15 protein-coding genes are annotated in these 20,088 nt (G+C 68.9%); 3 read left to right on the plus strand and 12 right to left on the minus strand.

All coding sequences use genetic code 11. The features are described from left to right. Positions 1-42: 42 nt before the first annotated feature. The 12 genes from KDW55_RS10575 to KDW55_RS10630 form a co-directional block, all read right to left on the minus strand. Positions 43-1,500, minus strand: coding sequence for an aldehyde dehydrogenase family protein (locus tag KDW55_RS10575; RefSeq protein WP_212160709.1), 1,458 nt, complete (start codon positions 1,498-1,500; stop codon positions 43-45). Continuing rightward, positions 1,497-2,774 (minus strand): FAD-dependent oxidoreductase, encoded by a 1,278-nt coding sequence (locus tag KDW55_RS10580; RefSeq protein WP_038571967.1) that lies wholly within the window; start codon positions 2,772-2,774, stop codon positions 1,497-1,499. The genes KDW55_RS10575 and KDW55_RS10580 overlap by 4 nt, the downstream gene beginning before the upstream one ends. Before the next feature lie 133 nt (positions 2,775-2,907). Then, positions 2,908-4,233 carry an FAD-binding oxidoreductase gene (locus KDW55_RS10585; RefSeq protein ID WP_212160708.1) on the minus strand — a complete coding sequence of 442 codons (1,326 nt, stop codon included), beginning with the start codon at positions 4,231-4,233 and terminating at the stop codon, positions 2,908-2,910. A gap of 2 nt (positions 4,234-4,235) precedes the next feature. After that, complete coding sequence (locus KDW55_RS10590) at positions 4,236-4,970, minus strand: cupin domain-containing protein (RefSeq protein WP_212160707.1); 735 nt, start codon at positions 4,968-4,970, stop codon at positions 4,236-4,238. A gap of 244 nt (positions 4,971-5,214) precedes the next feature. Next, positions 5,215-5,670, minus strand: coding sequence for an AraC family transcriptional regulator (locus KDW55_RS10595; RefSeq protein WP_080294448.1), 456 nt, complete (start codon positions 5,668-5,670; stop codon positions 5,215-5,217). Positions 5,671-5,752: 82 nt separating this feature from the next. Next, the gene (locus KDW55_RS10600) at positions 5,753-7,087 is read right to left on the minus strand and encodes an FAD-dependent oxidoreductase (protein ID WP_197416249.1); all 1,335 of its coding nucleotides are present in this window, start codon (positions 7,085-7,087) and stop codon (positions 5,753-5,755) included. A gap of 145 nt (positions 7,088-7,232) precedes the next feature. Next, positions 7,233-9,116, minus strand: a complete 1,884-nt coding sequence (locus tag KDW55_RS10605; RefSeq protein ID WP_212160706.1) for an ABC transporter ATP-binding protein — start codon at positions 9,114-9,116, stop codon at positions 7,233-7,235. Continuing rightward, complete coding sequence (locus KDW55_RS10610; protein WP_212197945.1) at positions 9,116-10,072, minus strand: ABC transporter permease; 957 nt, start codon at positions 10,070-10,072, stop codon at positions 9,116-9,118. Before KDW55_RS10610 ends, KDW55_RS10605 begins: the two co-directional genes overlap by 1 nt. Positions 10,073-10,102: 30 nt before the next feature. Beyond that, on the minus strand, positions 10,103-11,056 hold the full coding sequence (locus KDW55_RS10615) for an ABC transporter permease (RefSeq protein ID WP_059545518.1): 954 nt from the start codon (positions 11,054-11,056) through the stop codon (positions 10,103-10,105). Positions 11,057-11,132: 76 nt separating this feature from the next. Continuing rightward, the gene (locus KDW55_RS10620; protein WP_212197946.1) at positions 11,133-12,719 is read right to left on the minus strand and encodes an ABC transporter substrate-binding protein; all 1,587 of its coding nucleotides are present in this window, start codon (positions 12,717-12,719) and stop codon (positions 11,133-11,135) included. A 1,130-nt stretch (positions 12,720-13,849) separates the two neighbouring features. Continuing rightward, a complete protein-coding gene (locus KDW55_RS10625) occupies positions 13,850-15,388 on the minus strand; it encodes a methyl-accepting chemotaxis protein (protein ID WP_209825916.1) in 1,539 nt (512 codons plus the stop codon). Between the two features lie 198 nt (positions 15,389-15,586). Then, positions 15,587-16,255 carry a haloacid dehalogenase type II gene (locus tag KDW55_RS10630; protein WP_212197947.1) on the minus strand — a complete coding sequence of 223 codons (669 nt, stop codon included), beginning with the start codon at positions 16,253-16,255 and terminating at the stop codon, positions 15,587-15,589. Positions 16,256-16,709: 454 nt separating this feature from the next. Here KDW55_RS10630 and KDW55_RS10635 point away from each other — a divergent pair, with 454 nt between their 5' ends. The 3 genes from KDW55_RS10635 (at position 16,710) to KDW55_RS10645 (ending at position 20,069) form a co-directional block, all read left to right on the plus strand. Continuing rightward, the gene (locus KDW55_RS10635; RefSeq protein WP_059545523.1) at positions 16,710-17,570 is read left to right on the plus strand and encodes a GNAT family N-acetyltransferase; all 861 of its coding nucleotides are present in this window, start codon (positions 16,710-16,712) and stop codon (positions 17,568-17,570) included. Between the two features lie 12 nt (positions 17,571-17,582). Beyond that, positions 17,583-18,509 carry a glyoxylate/hydroxypyruvate reductase A gene (locus KDW55_RS10640; protein WP_038571939.1) on the plus strand — a complete coding sequence of 309 codons (927 nt, stop codon included), beginning with the start codon at positions 17,583-17,585 and terminating at the stop codon, positions 18,507-18,509. 159 nt (positions 18,510-18,668) lie between these two features. Continuing rightward, the gene (locus KDW55_RS10645) at positions 18,669-20,069 is read left to right on the plus strand and encodes an aspartate aminotransferase family protein (protein ID WP_212149195.1); all 1,401 of its coding nucleotides are present in this window, start codon (positions 18,669-18,671) and stop codon (positions 20,067-20,069) included. Positions 20,070-20,088 lie beyond the last annotated feature (19 nt).

Below are 20,088 nucleotides of genomic sequence, written 5' to 3' on the forward strand. Positions count from 1 at the left end.
CTTCCGGCCGTACTGCCGGCGCGAATCGCGCGCGACGGCCGCTCAATCATAAAAGCCGAGGATCGACTTGACCTCCATATATTCCTCCATCCCCTCGATCCCGTATTCGCGGCCGTTGCCCGACTGCTTGTATCCGCCGAACGGCGCCTGCGGATCCCATGCCGGGTAGTTCAGGTGCACCTGGCCCGAGCGGATGCGGGCGGCCACCGCCCGTACACGCTCCATGTCGGCGCCCTGCACGTGCGCGCCGAGCCCGTAGACCGTGTCGTTCGCGATCGCGATCGCTTCGTCGACGGTGTCGTATGGCAGGATCGCGAGGACTGGGCCAAAGATCTCCTGCTGCGCGATCGTCATGTCGGTGCGCACGTCGGAGAAAATCGTCGGTCGCGCATAGAAGCCCTTGTCGAAACCCGACGGCCGGCCGGGGCCGCCGGCGATCAACTTGGCGCGCTCGTCGATCCCCGCGTCGATCATCTGCGCGACCCGGCCGAACTGCGCGCGATTCGCGAGCGGACCGTGCGTCGTCGCGTCGTCGAACGGGTCGCCGACGATCAACCGCTGCGCCGCCGCGACGGCCAGTTCCTCGACCGCGCCGAGCACGTCGCGCGGCACGATCATGCGAGTCGGCGCGCTGCACGACTGGCCCATGTTCCGGAACGCGGCCGCGACACCCGGCGCGATCGCGCGCTGCAGGTCTGCATCGGGCAATACGACGTTCGGCGACTTGCCGCCCAGCTCCTGCGCGACGCGCTTGACGGTCGGCGCGGCCGCCTGCGCCACCAGCACGCCGGCCCGCGTCGAGCCGGTGATCGACACCATGTCGACTTCAGAATGCGACGACAGCGCGGCGCCGACCGTTTCGCCGCTGCCGCTCACGAGATTGAACACGCCGGCGGGCACGCCCGCATCGGCGACCACTTCCGCGAACAGCAGCGCGCTGAGCGGCGACAGTTCGCTGGGTTTGAGTACCACCGTGCAGCCTGCCGCAAGCGCGGGCCCGACCTTCGCGGTGATCTGGTAGATCGGCCAGTTCCACGGCGTGATCAGCGCGCACACGCCGATCGGCTCGCGCACGACCGCGGTCGTCCCGCGCCGCTCGACGAACGGGTAACGCGCGAGGTTATCGCGCGCGACGCGGATATGTTCCGCCGCGAGCGGCACGTGCGCGCTGCGCGCGTAGCCGATCGGCGCCCCCATCTCCAGCGCGAGCGCCGTGGCGAACAGTTCCGCGCGCTCGAGCATCAATGCATGGATGCGGTCGAGCAGCGCGGCGCGCGCGTGCGGCGGCGTGACGGACCACGATTCGAACGCGCGGCGCGCGGCGCTCACGGCGCGCTCGGCGTCGCGTGCGCTGCCGAGCGGGATCTCGCACAGCGTGTCCTCGGTGGACGGGCAAACGACCGCGAACCGGTCGCCGCCATCGGGCAGCACCCAGTCGCCGTCGATGAAGAAGCGATCGAGCCTGCCGGCTCGCATCAGGTGAACAACAGGAGAATTCATTGCAGGGTGTCCTTGAGTCGGTACCAGGCGCCGACGAACGGCAGGAACCATGGTTTGCCGAAGTGGCCGGGAATCGCGGGCCAGTCGAAGCCTTGCCACGGGTTGAGCGCCGCACGCCCGTCCATGATCTCCGCCATCAGCGTGCCCATCAGCGTCGCCATGTGCGTGCCGTGGCCGCTGTAGCCCATCGAGTAATAAACGCCGTCGCGCTCGCCCGCGCGCGGCAGGCGGTTGGCCGTCATGTCGACCAGCCCGCCCCAGCAGTAGTCGATGCGCGCGCCGGCCAGTTCCGGAAACACGGCGGCCATCTGCTGCGCCAGGATTCGGCCGCTCTTTTCGTCCGAACGCGGATTCGACGTCGCGAAACGGGCGCGCCCGCCGAACAGCATCCGGTTGTCCGGCGTGACGCGAAAGAAATTCACGAAGTTCTTGGTGTCGGTAACCATCCGGCGAGTCGGCAGCAACCGGTCGAGCAGCGCCTGCGGCAACGGCTCCGTGACGATGATGAACGCGCCGACCGGCACGATCCTGCGCCGGATCCAGCCGAACGGGCCAACCTGCGAGATGCCGCTCGCGAGCAGCACCTGGCGCGCGCGGATCTCGCCGAGCGGTGTCCGCACCGCATACGCGCCGCTCGCCGCCCGCTTCAATCCGAGCACCGGCGCATGCTCGACGATGTGCGCGCCGCGCGCTTGCGCGGCCGTCGCCAGGCCACGTACATACCGGCCGACGTGCATCCCCGCACTCTTGCCGAACAGCAGCCCGCCGTGATAACGGTCCGAGCCAATTTCATCGCGCAACGCCGCTTTCGTAACGATGCGCGTGTCGGGGTCCACGTTTGCGGCGAGCAGTGCCTGGCTACGCACGAGCTTGTCGTAGTGTTCGGGCTTCGCCGCGAGCTTGAGCTTGCCGCGCCGCACGAAATCGCAATCGATCGACTCCTCCGTGACCAGCCGCTCGACCGTGTCGACGCCCGCATCGAACGCGCGATAGAGCCGGTTGGCGAGTTCGGTGCCGATGCGCTGCGACAGCGACGCGTAGTCCTGCGCGAAGCCGTTGTTGCACATCCCGCCGTTGCGCCCGGACGCCGCCTGCCCGACGGTTCCCGCCTCGCAGACGACCACGCGCGCACCCTTTTTTGCGAGCGCCAGGGCGGCAGCCGAGCCGGTGATTCCGCCACCGACGACGACCACGTCGCACGTTCCGCCCGGCAGGTCCGGCGAGCTGCTGACGAACGGCTGAGATGTATCGAGCCAATACGAAACGAAACGCATCACACACTCCAATCCCGTCGGCGCCGGGCCACCATACGTGCCAGGCGCCCGCATCGATCCGGCCGCTCGCGCGCAACGCGCATCGCCGCACATCGCCGATAGTGCGCCACCGCTTTCGCGTGGCGGCGCGAGCCTAGAAATCCGCGACCTTGCCCCATGCCGAATCGCTGAACCGCGCCGGCTGATACGGCACGGGATCGACCAGCGGCTGCGCGCCCGTCGCGAGATCCGCGATCAGGTGCCCGGCGCCGGGGCCGATTCCGAAGCCGTGCCCCGAGAAACCCGCCGCGAGTATCAAGCCGGGTACGCCCGGCACCTCGCCGATACCGGGCACGCCGTCCGGCGTACTGTCGACATACCCGGCCCACGCGTGCGTGATCGTCGCGTCGCGCAGTTCGGGCAGCAGCTCGACCGCGCGGCGGTAGGTTTCGTTGACCGTCGGCATGTCGGGCTTCGGGTCGAGAATGCGGACGGCTTCCATCGGCGTCGGCGCGTCGAGGCGCCAGCGCTTCAGCGTTTCATGGCCGCCGCGCATCCCTTCGAGGCCGCCCGGCAGCAGATTGCGCCAGCGCTTCGCGAACATCGGCACGAACTGCGGCGCGAAGCGCAGGAACTGCGGTGTCACGTCCACGCGCGCGCGGCCGCTGATCGCCAGTGCGTAGCGTCCGTCGCTGCGGCGCGTCACGGACACGCCGGACGTGTACAGCGCATCCGGCAGCGCCTGCTCGATCGGCGACACGCTGAGGATCGACTGCCGGATCGACGCTTGCGGAAAGCGGATGCCGAGCTGGCGGCAGAACGACGACGCCCACGCACCGCCGGCCATGACGACCGTCTTCGTCCGGATCACGCCGGCCTCGGTGACGACCGCGCTGACGCGGCCGCCCTCGAGTTCGATGCCGCGCGCCGCGCAATGCTGGTGCACGCTGCCGCCGAGCCTGATCAGCGCGGCGGCAACGGCCGGCGCGGCCTTGGCCGGGTCGGCCGTGCCGTCGGTCGGCGAGAACACGCCGCCCTTCCATTGCCGGCCCGTCACGCGCCCGCGCTCGCTCGCCTGCTTGCTGTCGAGCATGTATGTGGTGACGCCGGCCGTTTTCGCGAACGCGCCCCAGCTTTCCCAGCGGGACAGCTCGTCGTCGTCGTTGCTCAGGTACAGCAGCCCGCAGCGGTGAAAGCCGGTGTCTTCGCCGCTTTCCTCGCTGAATCGTTCCCACAGGTCGATGCTCTTGCTCGCCATCGGCAACTCGCGCTCATCGCGGTTCTGCTGCCGGCACCAGCCCCAGTTGCGGCTCGACTGCTCGGCGCCGATTCGGCCTTTCTCGACCAGCGCGACCGACACCCCGCGCCGCGCAAGGTAGTACGCGGTGAAGACGCCGATGATGCCGCCGCCGATCACGACGACGTCGGCCGAAGCGGGCGGCGTGGGCCGCGTTTCGATATGGCGCAGCGGAGGGGACATGGTCAGTCTCGTTCGGTGGATGCTTGGACGTTTTGCACGACGTAGAACTTCGCCACGCGCTCGCTGCTTTCCCAGCCGATCGACGCGCCGCGCGGCACGAACAGCGCATCGCCGGCGCCGAGCGACAGCACGCTGCCGTCCGGCGCGCCAAACCGCACGCCGCCGGCCAGCAGGAACATGAACTCGTTCACGCGATGCGGGCGCACGATCCGGTGATACGGCGTCGAATCCCACGCGCCCGCGCAGTATTCGGCAGCGTCGTCGATGAACACGTTGTCGCTGCGGCATTGCGGCGCGGGGCCGAGCAGCACCTCCGCGGGCAACGTCGACGACGGCTTGAAGTCGGCGTCGGCGCGCAGCCGGAACAGTCCGCGTTTCGTCGGCTGCGCGCACGCGGCTGCGCAGAACATCGCGAGCACCGGCGCTGCCGCGCTCGCGCGAAGCGCCGTGCCGCCGCCGATGACGGCCCCTTCCCCCGCACCCAGCACCAGCGGCGCGGCGCCGGCCGTCTCGAGCGTCAGCTCGCCCGACACGACGACGAGCGTTTCGATATGCGGATAACTCGCGACGTCGAGCTCGCCGACGAAGCCGATACGCCCGGCGGCCATCGCGTCGGGCCCTTCCCACGCGATCTCGCGGTGTTCCGCGAAAGGATCGTCCGCGCCGAACGCCTGCTTGCGCAACACGGTCGGATTGGCCGCCCCGTCGGCACGATGCAATACGAAAACTGCGGTCATTTCTGCTCCTGCATGGTCGCGACGGTGCCGTTCGGCGCCCGTCGCGCGGTATGTGAAATCGTCGTTCGAAGGCTCGCCGTTCGCTCGCCCTCGGGACATCGAACTGTCGCGAATCGGGCGCTGCCGGCGAACGCGCTCGGTCTCGCGGCCGGCGCGCGTTGCGCTCGATGTGCGCGGGCCGTGTGCTTCGGCATCGATCGCGCGCATGCCACGCGCTGAATGACGTTCGCGCCCATCCACTGCCCTACGCGACATGACACGCCGCGTCGCGGTGCTCGGCACGCGCGCGCATCGGCAACGCTCGCGCCGTTGCGCCGGCCGGCCGCGCGGCGACATAATCGCGCGGCGTGATCCCGAGCACGCGCCGGAAATGCCGGCCGAGGTGGCTCTGATCGAAGAAGCCGACCTCGGTCGCCACGAGCGAAGGCGCGAGGCCGGCGCGCAACAGATCCTGCGCGCGGCGCACCCGCACCGCGCACAAATAGCGATGCGGCGACAAGCCCACTTCGCTGCGAAAGCGTGCGGTGAAGCGCGACACGCTCAGGCCCGCGACGGCCGCCAGCGTGTCGAGATTCAGCGGTTGCGCGAACGACGCGTCGATCGTGCGCAGCACGTCGGCGATTGCCGGCGACACGGGCCGCGCGACACGCGGCGCGCGCGGCATCGTGCCTTCTACCGCGTCCTGGAACAGGGTGGCCATGCTGGCGGTCCTCATGCTGTCGCCCGCGCGCCGAGCGGGCAAATGATTCGTGCTGTCATATCCGGTCCTCGACGCATGCGCATCAGTGCAGGAAATCCTGCATCCGGTAATACGCGCCGACGATCGGCAGGAACCACGCGTGCCCGAAATGCCCCGGCATCGCCGGCCAGTCGAGCTCGCGCCACGGGTTCGACGCGGCCGCGCCGTACAGCACGTCGGCCATCACGCGGCCCATGTGCACCGACATCTGCACGCCGTGGCCGCTGTAGCCCATCGAGTAATAGAGCCCGTCGTGCTGGCCCGCGCGCGGCAGCCGGTCGGCGGTGATGTCCACCAGCCCGCCCCAGCAGTAGTCGAGCCGCACGTTGGCGAGTTCCGGGAAATACCCGGCCATGCCGGCACGCAGGACGTCGCCGCTCTTCGAGTCGGAGCGCGGGCTCGACATCGCGAAGCGCGCGCGTCCGCCGAACAGCAGCCGGTTGTCGGGCGTCACGCGGAAGTAGTTGCCGATCTGGCGCGACGTCACGTACGCGCGGCGCTGCGGAAGGAGCCGGTTCAGCTGTGCCTCCGGCAGCGGTTCGGTCACGACGATGAAGCTGCCGACCGGCGCGATGCGCCGCCGGAACCACGCGAACGGCCCATGCTGCGACGCGCCGGTCGCCACCAGCACGCGCTCGGCGACGATCGCGCCGCGCGTGCATGTGATCGTGTGACGCTCGCCGTCGAGACGCTCGAGCTGCGTGACGGCTGCGTGCTCGTAGATGCGCGCGCCGGCCCGCACGGCCGCGTGTGCGAGGCCCACGCCGAACTTGCCCATGTGCATCTGCGCGCCGTTGCGCTGCAGGAGCCCGCCGTAGAAACCGTCGGACGCGACTTCATCGCGGATTCGCGACGGCTCGATTAGTTCGATATCCGGATCGACATCGCGGCGCAACGCGTCGAAGGTCTTTTCGAGGCCCGCGAAATGCTGCGGTTTCGCGGCGAGCTTCAGCTTTCCCGCGCGTCGGAAGTCGCAGTCGATCGCGTGTTCGGCAACGATCGTCTCGACGCTTTTCACCGCGCTTTCGTACGCGCGATAAAACTGCTTCGCGGGCTCGATGCCGATCCGCGCCGCGAGCGACGCGAAGTCCTGCGCGACGCCGGTATTGCACTGGCCGCCGTTGCGGCCCGACGCTTCGCTCGCGACCTGCGCGGCTTCGAGCACGACCACCGACACGCCGCGCTGCGCGAGTGCGAGCGCCGCGGACAACCCGGTGAAGCCGCCGCCGATGACGACCACGTCGGCGCGCCCTTCGACGGGGCCTTCACTGCCCCCGCGAAACCCGGGCCGGGTATCCAGCCAGTACGATTCCAGTTTCATCGAATGTCTCTCGAGCATTCCGGTGACGACGATCGGCGACCGTTCAGTGACACTCATTTAATCACCGTCAAAAAGCGCAGTTGCCGCGTATTCGCGCGCAGCACACGTGCAATTCGCTGTTTTGTTCGACTGCCGCAGCACACTATGCGCAATGCCGATCGCCGGTACACGCGAGCACGCCGTGAACGAACGATCGCCTGCATTACAGCCGCACCGGCTGCACCGGCTGCACCGGCGCCGTGCTCGCCTGAACCGGGCCGGCCTGGAAACGTGCGAGGTCTTCCTCGCTGCGGTGGCACAGCACCTGCGCACCGTTGCCGAGCGTGCGCAGCGCCGGGGCCGTCCGGTTGCACACGCCGTCCACGCGCATCGCGCAGCGCGACAGGAACGGACACAGCTGCGCGTCGTCGGCGCGTTCGCCGATCGGCGCCAGCGGCCGCCGGCAACGCTCGGCCGCATCGTCGAGCCAGCCCGCGCGGAGTTCAGGGGCCGACGACACCAGCAGATGCGAATACGGGTGATAAGGCGGCGCGCACAGCGCATCGCGGCTACCGGTTTCGACACGCCGGCCCGCGTACAGCACGACGATGTCGTCGCTGATCGCGCGGACCTTCGCGATGTCGTGCGTGATAAACACGTACGACACGCCGAGTTTCGCCTGCAGATCGCGCAGCAGATCCATGATCGCGGCGCCGACCACGGTGTCGAGTGCGGACGTGACCTCGTCGCACAGGATCAGGTCCGGCTCGGCGGCAAGCGCGCGCGCGAGGTTCACGCGCTGCTTCTGCCCGCCGGACAACTCTCCGGTGCGCCGCGCGGCGACCGCCTGCGGCAGCCGCACGAGGTCGAGCAGTTCGGCGACGCGCCGACGCGCACGCGCGCCCTTGATCCCGTGATAGAACGCGAGCGGCCGCGCGAGCGTACGCTCGACGGTATGCACCGGATTGAGCGCGGTGTCCGCGTTCTGGAACACGATCTGCACGCGACGGTGCTGCTCCTTCGTGCGCTTGGCCGCATCGAGCGCGAGCGGCTCGCCGTCGAGCAGGATCTGCCCGGCCGTCGCCGGCACGAGACCGGCGATCACTTTCGCGAGCGTCGTCTTGCCGGAGCCCGACTCGCCGATCACGCCGACCGTCTGGCCGCGCCCGATCCGCAAGTCGACTTCGTGCAGGATCAGCTTCGCGGGCCAGCCCTTCGCCGTCCGGCCGCCGTAGCCGGCGACCGCGCCGCGCACGTCGAGCAGCGGCGCCGGTTCGGCCGGCGCCGGTTTTTCGTCGCGCTGCGCACCGTTCGGCGTGACCGCCGCGATCAGGCTTTGCGTGTACGGATGCGCGGGTGCGTGCAGGATCTGTTCGGTGCCGCCGGTCTCGCGGATCACGCCTTCGCTCAGCACGACGATCCGGTCGGCCATCTGCGCGACCACGGCCAGATCATGCGACACGTACACCGCGCTCATCCCGCAGCGCCGGATCACGCTCTTGAACGCCTGCAGCACGTCGATCTGCGTGGTCACGTCGAGCGCGGTGGTCGGCTCGTCGAGAATCACGAGTTCAGGATCGGTGATCAGCGCCATCGCGGCCATCAGCCGCTGCAGCTGGCCGCCCGACACCTGGTGCGGATAGCGCGCGCCGATCGTCTCGGGCTCCGGCAGCGCGAGCGCGCGGAACAGCTCGACCGCCTTCGCCTGCGCGTCGCGCTTCGACATCGTCTTGTGGATCAGCGCGCTCTCGATCACCTGGTCGAGAATCGTGCGCGACGGGTTGAACGCGGCGGCTGCGCTCTGCGCGATATACGCGACCTTGCGGCCGCGCAGTGCGGTCAGGCCCTGCGCGGACAGCGTGCAGACGTCCGTGCCGCCGATCTTCACCGAGCCGGCGGCGATCCGGCAACCGGTGCGCGCATGGCCCATCAGCGACAGCGCGATCGTCGTCTTGCCGGAGCCCGATTCGCCGATCAGCGCGAGCACCTCGCCGCGCGCGATGTCGAAGTCGACGTCATGAACGATCGTCGTTTCCGCGCCGCCCGGGCGGCCGCCGACGACGCGCAGCCCGCGCACCTCGACGAGCGGAGTCGATTGATCTCGCATCAGTGTTCTCCCGCGGCCGGAGCCGCGCCCTTGCGGCGGCCGCGATGCGGCAGGCCGTCGATCAACAGGTTGACGCCCACCGTCAGGATCGCGATCGCGACCGCAGGCATGATCGCGACGGCCGAGCCGTCGCCGAGGCTCGCGATGTTCTCGCGTACGAGCGAGCCGAGGTCCGCGTACGGCGGCTGCACGCCGAGCCCGAGAAAGCTCAGGCCGCTCAGCAGCAGCACGACGAACGTGAAGCGCAATCCGGTATCGGCGAGCATCGGATGAATCATGTTCGGCAGCATCTCGACGCACGCGATGTACAGCGCGCTCTCGCCGCGCGCTTTCGCCACCTGCACGAATTCGAGCGTGCTGATGTTGATCGCGAGCGCGCGTGCGATCCGGTACGAGCCGGGCATGTAGCTGACCGCCGCGGTGAGGACCAGCAACGGCAGCGACGAGCCGAACGCGGCGACGAACATCAGCGCGAACATCTTCGACGGAATCGATGTGAGCGCATCGAGCAGCCGGCTCATCGTTTCGTCGACCGCCCGGCCCGACACGGTCGCGAGCAGACCGAGCGTCGTGCCGGTCAGCGCGGCGAGCAGCACTGCCGCGAGCGCGAGCAGCACGGTCAGCCGCGTGCCGTACAGGATCCGGCTCAGCATGTCGCGGCCAAGGATGTCCGAGCCGAACGGGAGCTTCGCGCTGAACGGCGCGAACACGTCAGGCGTGACGATCGCGCCGACGTCGTGCGGCGCGAGCAGCGGCGCGAACGCGGCGACGAACAGCATCAGGCCGACCATCGACAGGCCGGCGCGGCCGCCGGCCGTCAGTGCGATGCGCGGGCCGCGGCGCTTGCGCGGCTGGTCGGGGGCAGGCGCGGCAGGCGGCACGCTGCCCCGCCCGACGGGCGGGTCGCCGGATGGCGGCAGCGCGCTGCTGCGTTGTACGGGTTCGATCGGTTGCATGGGCGGCATCTCGGAAGAAAGACCAAACACTCAGGTGCGCAGTCGCGGGTTCGACACGATCGAGCACAGGTCGGCGAACAGCACGAGCGTCAGGTAAGCGACGCAGAAGATTAGCGTGCACGCCTGGACCAGCGGGAAATCGCGATTGCTGACGGCGTCGACCATCAGGCTCGCGAGCCCCGGATAGTTGAAGATCGTCTCGACGACGATCACGCCGCCGAGCAGATACGACAGGCTCAACGCGATCGCGTTGGCGATCGGGCCGATCGCGTTCGGCAACGCATGGCGCAGCACGACGCGCGCGGGGCTCGCGCCCTTGAGCACGGCCATCTCGACATACGACGCGCTCAACTGCTCGATCACCGCGGCGCGCGTCATGCGTGCCATCTGCGCGATCACGACGGCGCACAGCGTCAGCACCGGCATCGCGTACGCGCGCAGGAAATCGTGCACGCTTTCGATCGGCCCGCTGTAGGACAACGCGGACAGCCAGTGCAGCTTCACCGCCAGCACGAGCACGGCGACCGTCGCGATCAGGAACTCCGGCGTCGCGACCAGCGACAGCGTGCCGAGGCTGATCACGCGGTCGATCGCCGACTCGCGCTTGACTGCCGCGAGGATCCCGAGCAACAGCGCGATCGGCACCGACACGGCGGTCGTGATCGCCGCGAGCGTGAGCGATTTCGGCAGGCGCCCGCCGATCATTTCCGACACCGGCATGTCGCCGGACAGCGACCGGCCGAAATCGCCGTGCAACAGGCCGGTGAGCCAGTGCAGATAGCGTACGTGAGCCGGCATGTCGAGGCCGAACTGCTGGCGCAGCGCGGCGATCGTCTCAGGCGTCGCCGACTGCCCGAGCGCCGCCTGGGCGGCGTCGCCCGGCAGCAGGTTCGTGATCGTGAAGATGATCGCGGACACGATCAGCAGCGTGAGCGCGGTGATCGCGACGCGCCGGCCGATCAGGCCAATGAGAACTCGGTTCATGGAGCGGCACTCCCGAAAAAACCGCGCGTGGCCGGTGCGGTGGCCCGCACCGGCCGCGCGGCGGCCAACGACAACGTCATGCGTTCCACCACACGTTCTCGGCGAACATGAAGCCCATCATCCCGCCGGTCGGGATCGAACCGAGACCGGCCAGCCGCTTGTCGTAGCCGTCGAGGAAGCTGATGAAGGCCGGAATGCCGACGCGGCCCTGCTGCGCCACGATCACCTGCATGTCGCCGTACATCTGCTTGCGCTTCGCGTCGTCGGTTTCCGAACGTGCGGCGAGCAGCAGCTGATCGAACTTCGCATTCTTCCAGCCCGACTCGTTCCACGGCGCATCCGACTTGAAGAACTGCGTGAACAGCACGTCGGCGCTCGAGCGCGGGTTGATGTTGCCGAAGGTGAGCGGGTGCTTCATCCAGTGGTTCGACCAGTAGCCGTCGGGCGACGCGCGGTTGACCTGCACGTTCAGCCCGATCTTCTGGCCGGCCTGCTGCAGCAGCACGGCCATTTCGATCGACCCGTTCGCGTCGGACGTCGCGTAAATCGGCGGCAGCGCGGCACCCAGCGCACCGGCCTTCTGGAACAGGAATTTCGCCTTGTCCGGATCGTGCGGCCGCTGCGGCACCGACGCGTTGAAGTAGCGATGCCCCGGCGGAATCGGCTGGTCGTTGCCGATCACCGAGTAGCCGCGAAACACCGCCGAGCGGATCTGCTCGCGATTGAACAGGTACTTCATCCCTTCGACGAAATCGGGATTCGACACGATCGGGTTGTCGCTGCGCATGATCAGGTCGGTATAGAGGCCCGATTTGGTTTCCTTCAGCGCATAGCCGGCCGTCGACGCGACCCGCTGCGTCGAGCGCGGATCGATCGCGTTGATCAGGTGCACGTCGCCCGACAGCAGCGCGTTCAGGCGCGCGGCGCTGTCGCTGATGCCGATCAGCTCGATCTCGTCGAGATACGGCTTGCCCGGCTTGAAGTAGCTGTCGTTGCGCACGCCGACGGTCGATACGCCCGGCTTGAACGACTTCAGCTTGTACGGGCCGCAGCCGATGCCGCTGCTGAAATCGGTCGTGCCGTCCTTGACGATCACGAGCTGCGGCGTCGCGAGAATCACCGGCAGGTCCGCGTTCGCGCTCGCAAGCGTCAACGTGACTTCGTCGGGGCCGCTTGCCTTCGCGTCGACGAACTGGTCGGCGAGCGGCTTGACCTTCGATGCGGTGGCCGCGTTCTTGTGGCGCATCAGCGAATACACGACGTCGGCCGGGCCGACCGGCTTGCCGTCGTGGAACGTGACACCCTTGCGCAGCTTGATGATCCACGTCTTCGCGTCGGAGGTCTGCAGAGACTCGGCGAGATTCATCTGCGGCGTGAGGCTCGCGTCGAGCTGCGTGAGGCCGCTGTAGAACATGAAGAAACGGATGTAGTCGGCGCCCGTCGAGCCCTTCGCCGGATCCAGCGTGTCGGCCGTCGAACTCGATTCGTTCGCAACCCGGATCTTGCCGCCGCGTTTCGGCGCGGGCGCGGCGAAGGCCGTACCGGGGTTCATCAGCAGTCCGCCGGCGCCGGCGGCCATCATGCCGCTTGCCGCCATGACCCGCATCATGTCGCGGCGCGTGAAGCCGCCGTTGCCGCCGCCGTTGTCGATATCGTCGTTCATCCGAACTGCTCCTGACTGTGGAAAGTGGGTCCTTGGGTCCAGCATCGTTGTCGAATCCCGCCGCGCCCGCGTGCTGGTGGCGGCCGCAACGTCGTCATGCAATTCATTTAAGCATCGCCAAAATGCGGTTTGTCGCGATTCGGGCGGCCCGCACCATACGAATCGACCGTTTTGGGCCGCCCGCGCAGCATGAATTGCTGCGCCCGCGCACGTGCCGCCATTGGCGCGCCGCGTGGGCGCGGCGGCTGCACATGCGATGCCGATGCAGGAAATCGTAAAGCCGCGGCCGCCGCAGATTGCGCCGACAAAATTGCCCGTTCGGCATCCGGCGCGCGTTTGACTCGCGCAAACCGCACGTTTGCGTCGAACGGGCGTGCGGGTGCCGGCTCAGGTCGAAATGCGCGGCGGGGCGCGGCTCGCGGTCGCGCGTGGATGGGCTGGCGGGCCTCGGTCGCGGTGGCGCCACGCGCGCAAAGCTCGGAGGATTGCCGCGCGATCGCGCAGGCTTCGTGTGAGGACCGGGAGAGATGGCCGGGACAGGGGCGAGGCGGATGGGAGTCGGTCAGGGAATCGCCCGGGAAACGGTTGGGAACGGGCGGGAAGCGGCTCGGGAATTGGCTCGGGAATTGGCTCGGGAATTGGCTCGGGAATTGGCTCGGGAATCGGCTCGGGAATCGGCTCGGGAATCGGCTCGGGAATCGGCTCGGGAATCGGCTCGGGAATCGGCTCGGGAATCGGCTCGGGGAACGGCTCTGGAAAACGGCTCTGGAAAACGGCTCCGGAAAACGTCTCGCAAATCGCTCGGGACTAGCCAGGAGTCGCTCGGGAATCGCGCCCGGGATCGACTCGGGATGCGACCGAAATGGGCCCGGAATCGGTTGGCGAACCGGTCAGCGAGTCAGACCGGGAACCGGCAGCGTGCAGGCCATACCGCCCGCCGATAGTGCGCCGCGTGTGACAACCGCCAGGCGCCTCGATTCGGTGCGACGCCTCGGCCGTCGCCGTCGCCGTCGCACCGTCGCACCGTCGCACCGTCGCACCGTCGCACCGACGCGCCGACGCGTCACTCGCCCCCCCCCCCGGCCCGCGCGGGAAAGAACGCGCCGCCGCGAGCGGCCGGCACGCGCCCGTCACGCGGCCAGCCGGAACACCGACACGGCGGCCCGCAGACGCGCGGCCTGCTCGTCCAGCGACGACGCAGCCGCCGCGGCCTGCTCGACGAGCGCGGCGTTCTGCTGCGTGACTTCGTCCATCTGCGCAACCGCACGCCCGATCTGTTCGATGCCGGTGCTCTGCTCGGCCGACGCCGCGGAAATCTCGCCCATGATGTCGGCCACGCGATCGATCGACCGGACGATCTCCGTCATGCGCGCGCCGGCCGTCTCGACGAGCCGGCTGCCGCTGCCGACTTGCTCGACTGACGCCTCGATCAGCCCCTTGATGTCCTTCGCCGCGGCAGCGCTGCGCTGCGCGAGCGAACGCACCTCCGACGCGACGACGGCGAACCCGCGCCCTTCCTCGCCGGCTCGCGCGGCTTCGACTGCGGCGTTCAGCGCGAGAATGTTGGTCTGGAACGCGATGCTCTCGATGACGACGGTAATGTCGGCGATTCGCACCGATCCGTCGGCAATCTGCCGCATCGTTTCGACGACCTCCTGCACCGCCGCGCCGCCGAGTTCGGTCGCCTCTTTCGCGTGCGTCACGAGCGCATTCGCCTGGCGCGCGTTGTCCGCGTTCTGTTTGACCGTCGACGTGATCTGTTCCATGCTCGCGGCCGTTTCCTGCAACGATGCGGCCTGCTGCTCCGTGCGCTGCGACAAATCGAGGTTGCCTTGCGCGATCTCGCCGGTGCCGGTGGCGATCGAGTGGGTGGTGGTCTGGATGTCGGCGATGGTGTCGGTCAGTCGCGCCTTCATGTCTCCGAGCGCAACGAGCAGGCTGCCGGGCGCGGCGTGCGCCGTATCGAACTGCACGTCCAGCTCGCCGGCGGCAATGCGGGCCGCGATCTGCGCCGCCTGCGCGGGTTCGCCGCCCAGCGTGCGCCTCACGCTGCGCAGCACGCCCCATGCGATGGCCGCGAGCGCCACCGCGATGACGAGCGTGATCGCGCCCAGCACCATCGCGAGCCGCGTAAACGCAGCGTTGATGTCGTCGTAGAAGAATCCCGTGCCGATCCACCAGTCCCAGTCCGGAATCGCGACCACGCCCTGGAGCTTCGGCTCCAGGTCCGCGTCGGGGCTGCGCTTGATCAGCACGTCGACCAGCGCGAAATGCGATTGCGCCATTCCCGCGCGGTACGCTTCGCTGTCGGTCAGGCCGCTGGTCGTGCGGTTGCCCTTTGCACGCGTGCCGATGAACTTCGCGTTCGGATGCACGAGGTTGACGCCGTCGGACGTCGTGACCCAGAAGTAGCTCTTCGAATTTGCGTTAAGCGCCGACAACGCGGCCTTCGCCTGCTGCTGCGCCTGCTCGCGCGTCAGCGTGCCGCTCGCCTGCAGCGCGCGATACGAATCGACCAGATGCTCGGCCTTGGTCAACAGAATGACGATCTCTTCGCGGCGGCTGTCGATCAGCGCGTCGCGCAGCGTGTGCAGCGACAACGCCGCGAGCAGGACGACGCCGAGCAGCGCCGCGGCGACAAGCATCAGCAGTTTCGTGGACAACTTCATGCGAGGGCCTCTCGATATTAACCGTTCGGTACATATATCGGCCCGCGCCGCCGGGCCTTGAACCGCTCAATATCGGTAATTACCCTCGTTTCGTGCGCTGATCGAACGCGTGACGGCGCGTGCGATGCGTCGCGGCGGGCGCCGACGGCATCGCGGCCGCGCCCGGTCGCGACGATCGGCGCACGCGCCCCCGCCGGCTTACAGCCCCAGTTGCGTCGCGAGCTGGCCGATGTCCGACACTTCGTAATAGTTGTAGAACGGCGTGCCCGGCTCGTGGCCGCGATTGACGAACGCCTTGTGCTTGATCCCGAGATCCTCGGCCGTCATCAGGTCGTAGCGCAGGCTCGATGACACGTGCAGCACGTCCTCGGGCTTGCAGCCGAGCTTGTCGAACATGTACTCGAAGCCCTGCATCCGCGGCTTGTACGACTGCGCCTGCTGCGCGGTAAACACGGCGTGGAACGGCGCGCCGAGCTTGTCGACGTTGCTCATGATCTGGTCGTCCATTGCGTTCGACAGGATCACCAGCTTGTACTTCTTCGCGAGCCGCGACAGGCCGGCCGGCACGTCCGGGTGCGGGCCCCACGTCGGCACCGCGTGATAGAAGCGTTCGGCCTCGGCCTCGTCGAACGTCACGCCGATGCGCGCGCAGGTGCGGCGGACCGCGTTGACGACGACGGCGCGGTACGGCTTCCATGCGCCTAGCACCTCGTCGAGCCGATACGCAGCGAACGCACGGACGAATGCCTCCATCGCCGCCGGCGACAGCCGGTCGGCATAGATTTCGCGCGCCGTCTCGGCCATCCGGAAATGGGTCAGCGTGCCGTAGCAGTCGAAGGTGATGAACTTCGGTTCAAACTGGATCATGGTGACGTCCTGTCGGTGTGAAGCCCCGGCAGGGCCGGGGACGGGCTGGGTTCAACGAAATTGAATCAGGGCAAAAAACCGTGCGCGCATCGTTCGGCGCCGCTCAAAACGCACGATCGCCGCAAGTTGCCCGGCGTGTGCAGCACGATGTGCGGCGCGACCCCGCCGGCGCGGCCGGGCCGCCACGCATCGCCGAGCTGGACGGCGCCAGGGCCGCCCGCCGGCAAGCGACGGCGATGCCGTGACTTCATCGTAGTGACATTCGCACAGCAGGCGCTGTCGGATTGACGGGCCGTGACGGCACGAACCGCGCGTTCGTGCGCGCCCAACCAGCGGGTTTGCGTCGAACGCGCGCGGGTGGCGGCCGCGGCCTGAAAACAGGCGAATCGTCCTATCCGCGCCGCCACTGCGCTGGCAGAGTGAGTGCATCGTTCCTACCCATCCGGAGTCCGGCGTGTCCGACCTCAATTCTTCCAGCACGCTTACCTATCGCCCGTTCGCCGAAACCGACCTGGCCGCCGCGCATGGCCTGTCGCAAGCGGTCAAGTGGCCGCACCGGCTCGACGACTGGCGCTTCGCATTCCAGCTCGGCAGCGGCTTCGTCGCCGAAGACGAATCGGGAATCGTCGGCACCGCGCTCGGCTGGCGCTTCGACGATGCACACGCGTCGCTCGGCATGGTCATCGTGTCGCCCGAGCGCCAGGGCCGCGGCATCGGCCGCGAGCTGCTCGCGCGCGTCGTCGACAGCCTCGGTGCGCGCACGATTTTCCTGCACGCGACGCCATCCGGCGAGCCGCTGTATGTCAAATTCGGGTTCGACGCGATCGGCACGATCGACCAGCACCAGGGCGCGGCCTTCCAGCCGCCGCTGATCTCGCTGGCCCCGGGCGAGCGGCTGCGCCCGCTCGGCACCAACGACGGGCCGCGCCTCGCCGCGCTCGCCTCGCGCGCGGCCGGCTACGGGCGCGGAGCCGTGATCGACGCGCTCCTCGACGTCGCGAACGGGATCGCGCTCGATCGCGACGGCGAACTGCTCGGCTTCGCGCTGTTCCGCCGCTTCGGCCGCGGCCACGTGATCGGCCCGGTCGTCGCACCGGACGCGCTGCGCGCGCAGGCGCTGATCAGCCACTGGCTCGCGCTGCACGAGGGAATGTTCGTGCGCCTCGACGTGCCGGGCGACAGCGGGCTGTCGGACTGGCTGCAGGGGCTCGGGCTGCCGCGCGTCGACACCGTCGTCGCGATGGCGCGCGGCACGGCGCCCGCCGGCGACCCGGCGCTGCGCACGTTCGCGATCGTCAACCAGGCACTCGGTTGAGCGGCGCGCACGATGAGCTTTCTCTACAAGGCCGACCCGGTGCGCGGCGCGCAATGGGCGCAGCGCTTCGCATTGCAGGCGCCCGACCTGCCGTTCCGGATCTGGCCGGACGTCGGCGATCCTGAAGCGGTCCGCTACCTCGCAGCATGGCAGCCGCCCGACGATCCGGCCACGCTGCTGCCCAACCTCGAGGTCGTGTTCTCGGTCGGCGCCGGCATCGACCAGTTCGACCTGTCGCGCGTGCCCCCGCACATCCCGGTCGTGCGGATGATCGAGCCCGGCATCGTCGAGGGCATGGTCGAATACGTGACGCAGGCCGTGCTGACGATCCATCGCGACCTGTTCGACTACGCGGGGCAGCAACGCGCGCAACGCTGGCGCGAGCACCCGGTACGCGCGGCCGCGTCGCGGCGCGTGGGCGTGCTCGGTCTCGGCACGCTCGGCCAGGCCGTGCTCGACATGCTGCGGCGCTTCGGCTTCCCGTGCGCCGGCTGGAGCCGCACGCCGCGCACGCTCGACGGCGTCGATTGCTACGCGGGCGACGCGGCCCTCGACGCGTTTCTCGCCCGCACCGACATCCTGATCTGCCTGCTGCCGCTCACCGACAGCACGCGCGGGCTGCTCGGCGCGCGCGTGTTCGATGCGCTGCCGGCCGGCGCGTCGCTGGTCCAGGTCGGACGCGGCCCGCAGCTCGACGAAGGCGCGTTGCTCGCGGCGCTCGCGAGCGGCCGGCTCGACAGTGCGATCCTCGACGTGACGGACCCCGAACCGTTGCCCGCCGGTCATCCGTTCTGGACGCATCCGCGCATCCGGATCACGCCGCACATCGCGAGCGCGACGCGACCCGACACCGCGGTCGACGCCGTGCTCGCGAACCTCGCACGCCATCGCGCGGGGCAGCCGATGGTGGGCGTCGTCGACCGCACGCGCGGCTACTGACGTGCGCGCGCGGCCCGGCCGGGCGCGCAGCAGAAAATGCCGCAACGTCCCGTCGAAACGCCACGTCCGTACGTTTCCGGCAGCAAATTGAAAACGCATGCACAGCGGCCGCCCGGTAGCATGAACTCACCGCTGACACCCGACGAGAGTCCCCCTGCCATGAACCGAGCCGAGCTGATCGAAGCCGATCGTCAACATCTGATCCACCCCGTCGTCAATTACCGTGCGCACGAGGCGCGCGGCGTCACCGTGCTCGAATCCGCGGACGGCGTATTCCTGCGCGACGCCGCCGGTCACACGCTGCTCGATGCGTTCTCCGGCCTGTGGTGCGTGAACGTCGGCTACGGCCGCGACAGCATCGTCAAGGCCGCGGCCGACCAGATGGCGAAGCTGCCGTACGCGACCGGCTATTTTCATTTCGGCTCGCAGCCCGCGATCGAACTGGCCGAGCGGCTCGCGGCGCTTGCGCCGCCGTCGCTGAATCGCGTGTACTTCACGCTGGGCGGTTCCGACGCGATCGACTCCGCGGTGCGCTTCATCACGCACTATTTCAATGCGACCGGCCGCCCGTCGAAAAAGCAGATGATCGCGCTCGAACGCGGGTATCACGGTTCGTCGTCGATCGGCGCGGGCCTCACTGCGCTGCCCGCATTTCACCGCCATTTCGACCTGCCGCGCGCCGACCAGCACCATATCCCGTCGCCGTACCCGTACCGCCATCCGCTCGGCGACGACCCGCAGGCGCTGATCGCCGCGTCGGTCGCCGCGCTCGACGCAAAGGTCGCCGAGCTCGGCGCGGACAATGTCGCCGCGTTCTTCTGCGAACCCGTACAGGGTTCCGGCGGCGTGATCGTGCCGCCGGCCGGCTGGCTGAAGGCGATGCGCGACGCGTGCCGGCGGCTCGGGATCCTGTTCGTGGCCGACGAGGTAATCACCGGCTTCGGCCGCACGGGCCCGCTGTTCGCGTGCGAGCGCGAGCAGGTCGATCCGGACCTGATGACCGTCGCGAAGGGGCTGACCGCCGGCTATGCGCCGATGGGCGCCGTGCTGATGTCCGATGAAATCTACGAGGGGATCGCCGGCGACCGCGCCGATTCGCCGGTGATCGGCCACGGCCATACGTATTCCGCGCATCCGGTCAGCGCGGCGATCGGCCTCGAAGTGCTGAAGCTCTATCACGACGGCGGGCTGCTCGCGAACGGCCAGGCGCTGGCGCCGCGCTTCTCCGCGGGGCTCGATGCGCTGCGCGCGCATCCGCTTGTCGGCGACGCGCGTTCGGTCGGCCTGCTCGGCGCACTCGAACTGGTCGCCGACAAGGCGCACAAGACGCGCTTCGACCCGGCGCTGAACGTGCCCGACAAGATCGCGGCGGCCGCGTACGCGAACGGCGTGGTGTTCCGCGCATTCGGCGACGGCGTGCTCGGTTTCGCGCCGGCGCTGAGCTTCACCGCCGGCGAGTTCGATCTGATGTTCGAACGCGTGCGCAAGACGCTCGACGACGTGCTCGCCGATGCGGGCGTACAGCGCGCGCTCGACGCCGCGCACGCGCAGGCAGCCTGACGGGCCAAGGGAAAGCCGG

Origin of the sequence: Burkholderia sp. AU19243 (assembly GCF_018148075.1) — a bacterium.
GTDB classification, from domain to species: domain Bacteria; phylum Pseudomonadota; class Gammaproteobacteria; order Burkholderiales; family Burkholderiaceae; genus Burkholderia; species Burkholderia latens_A.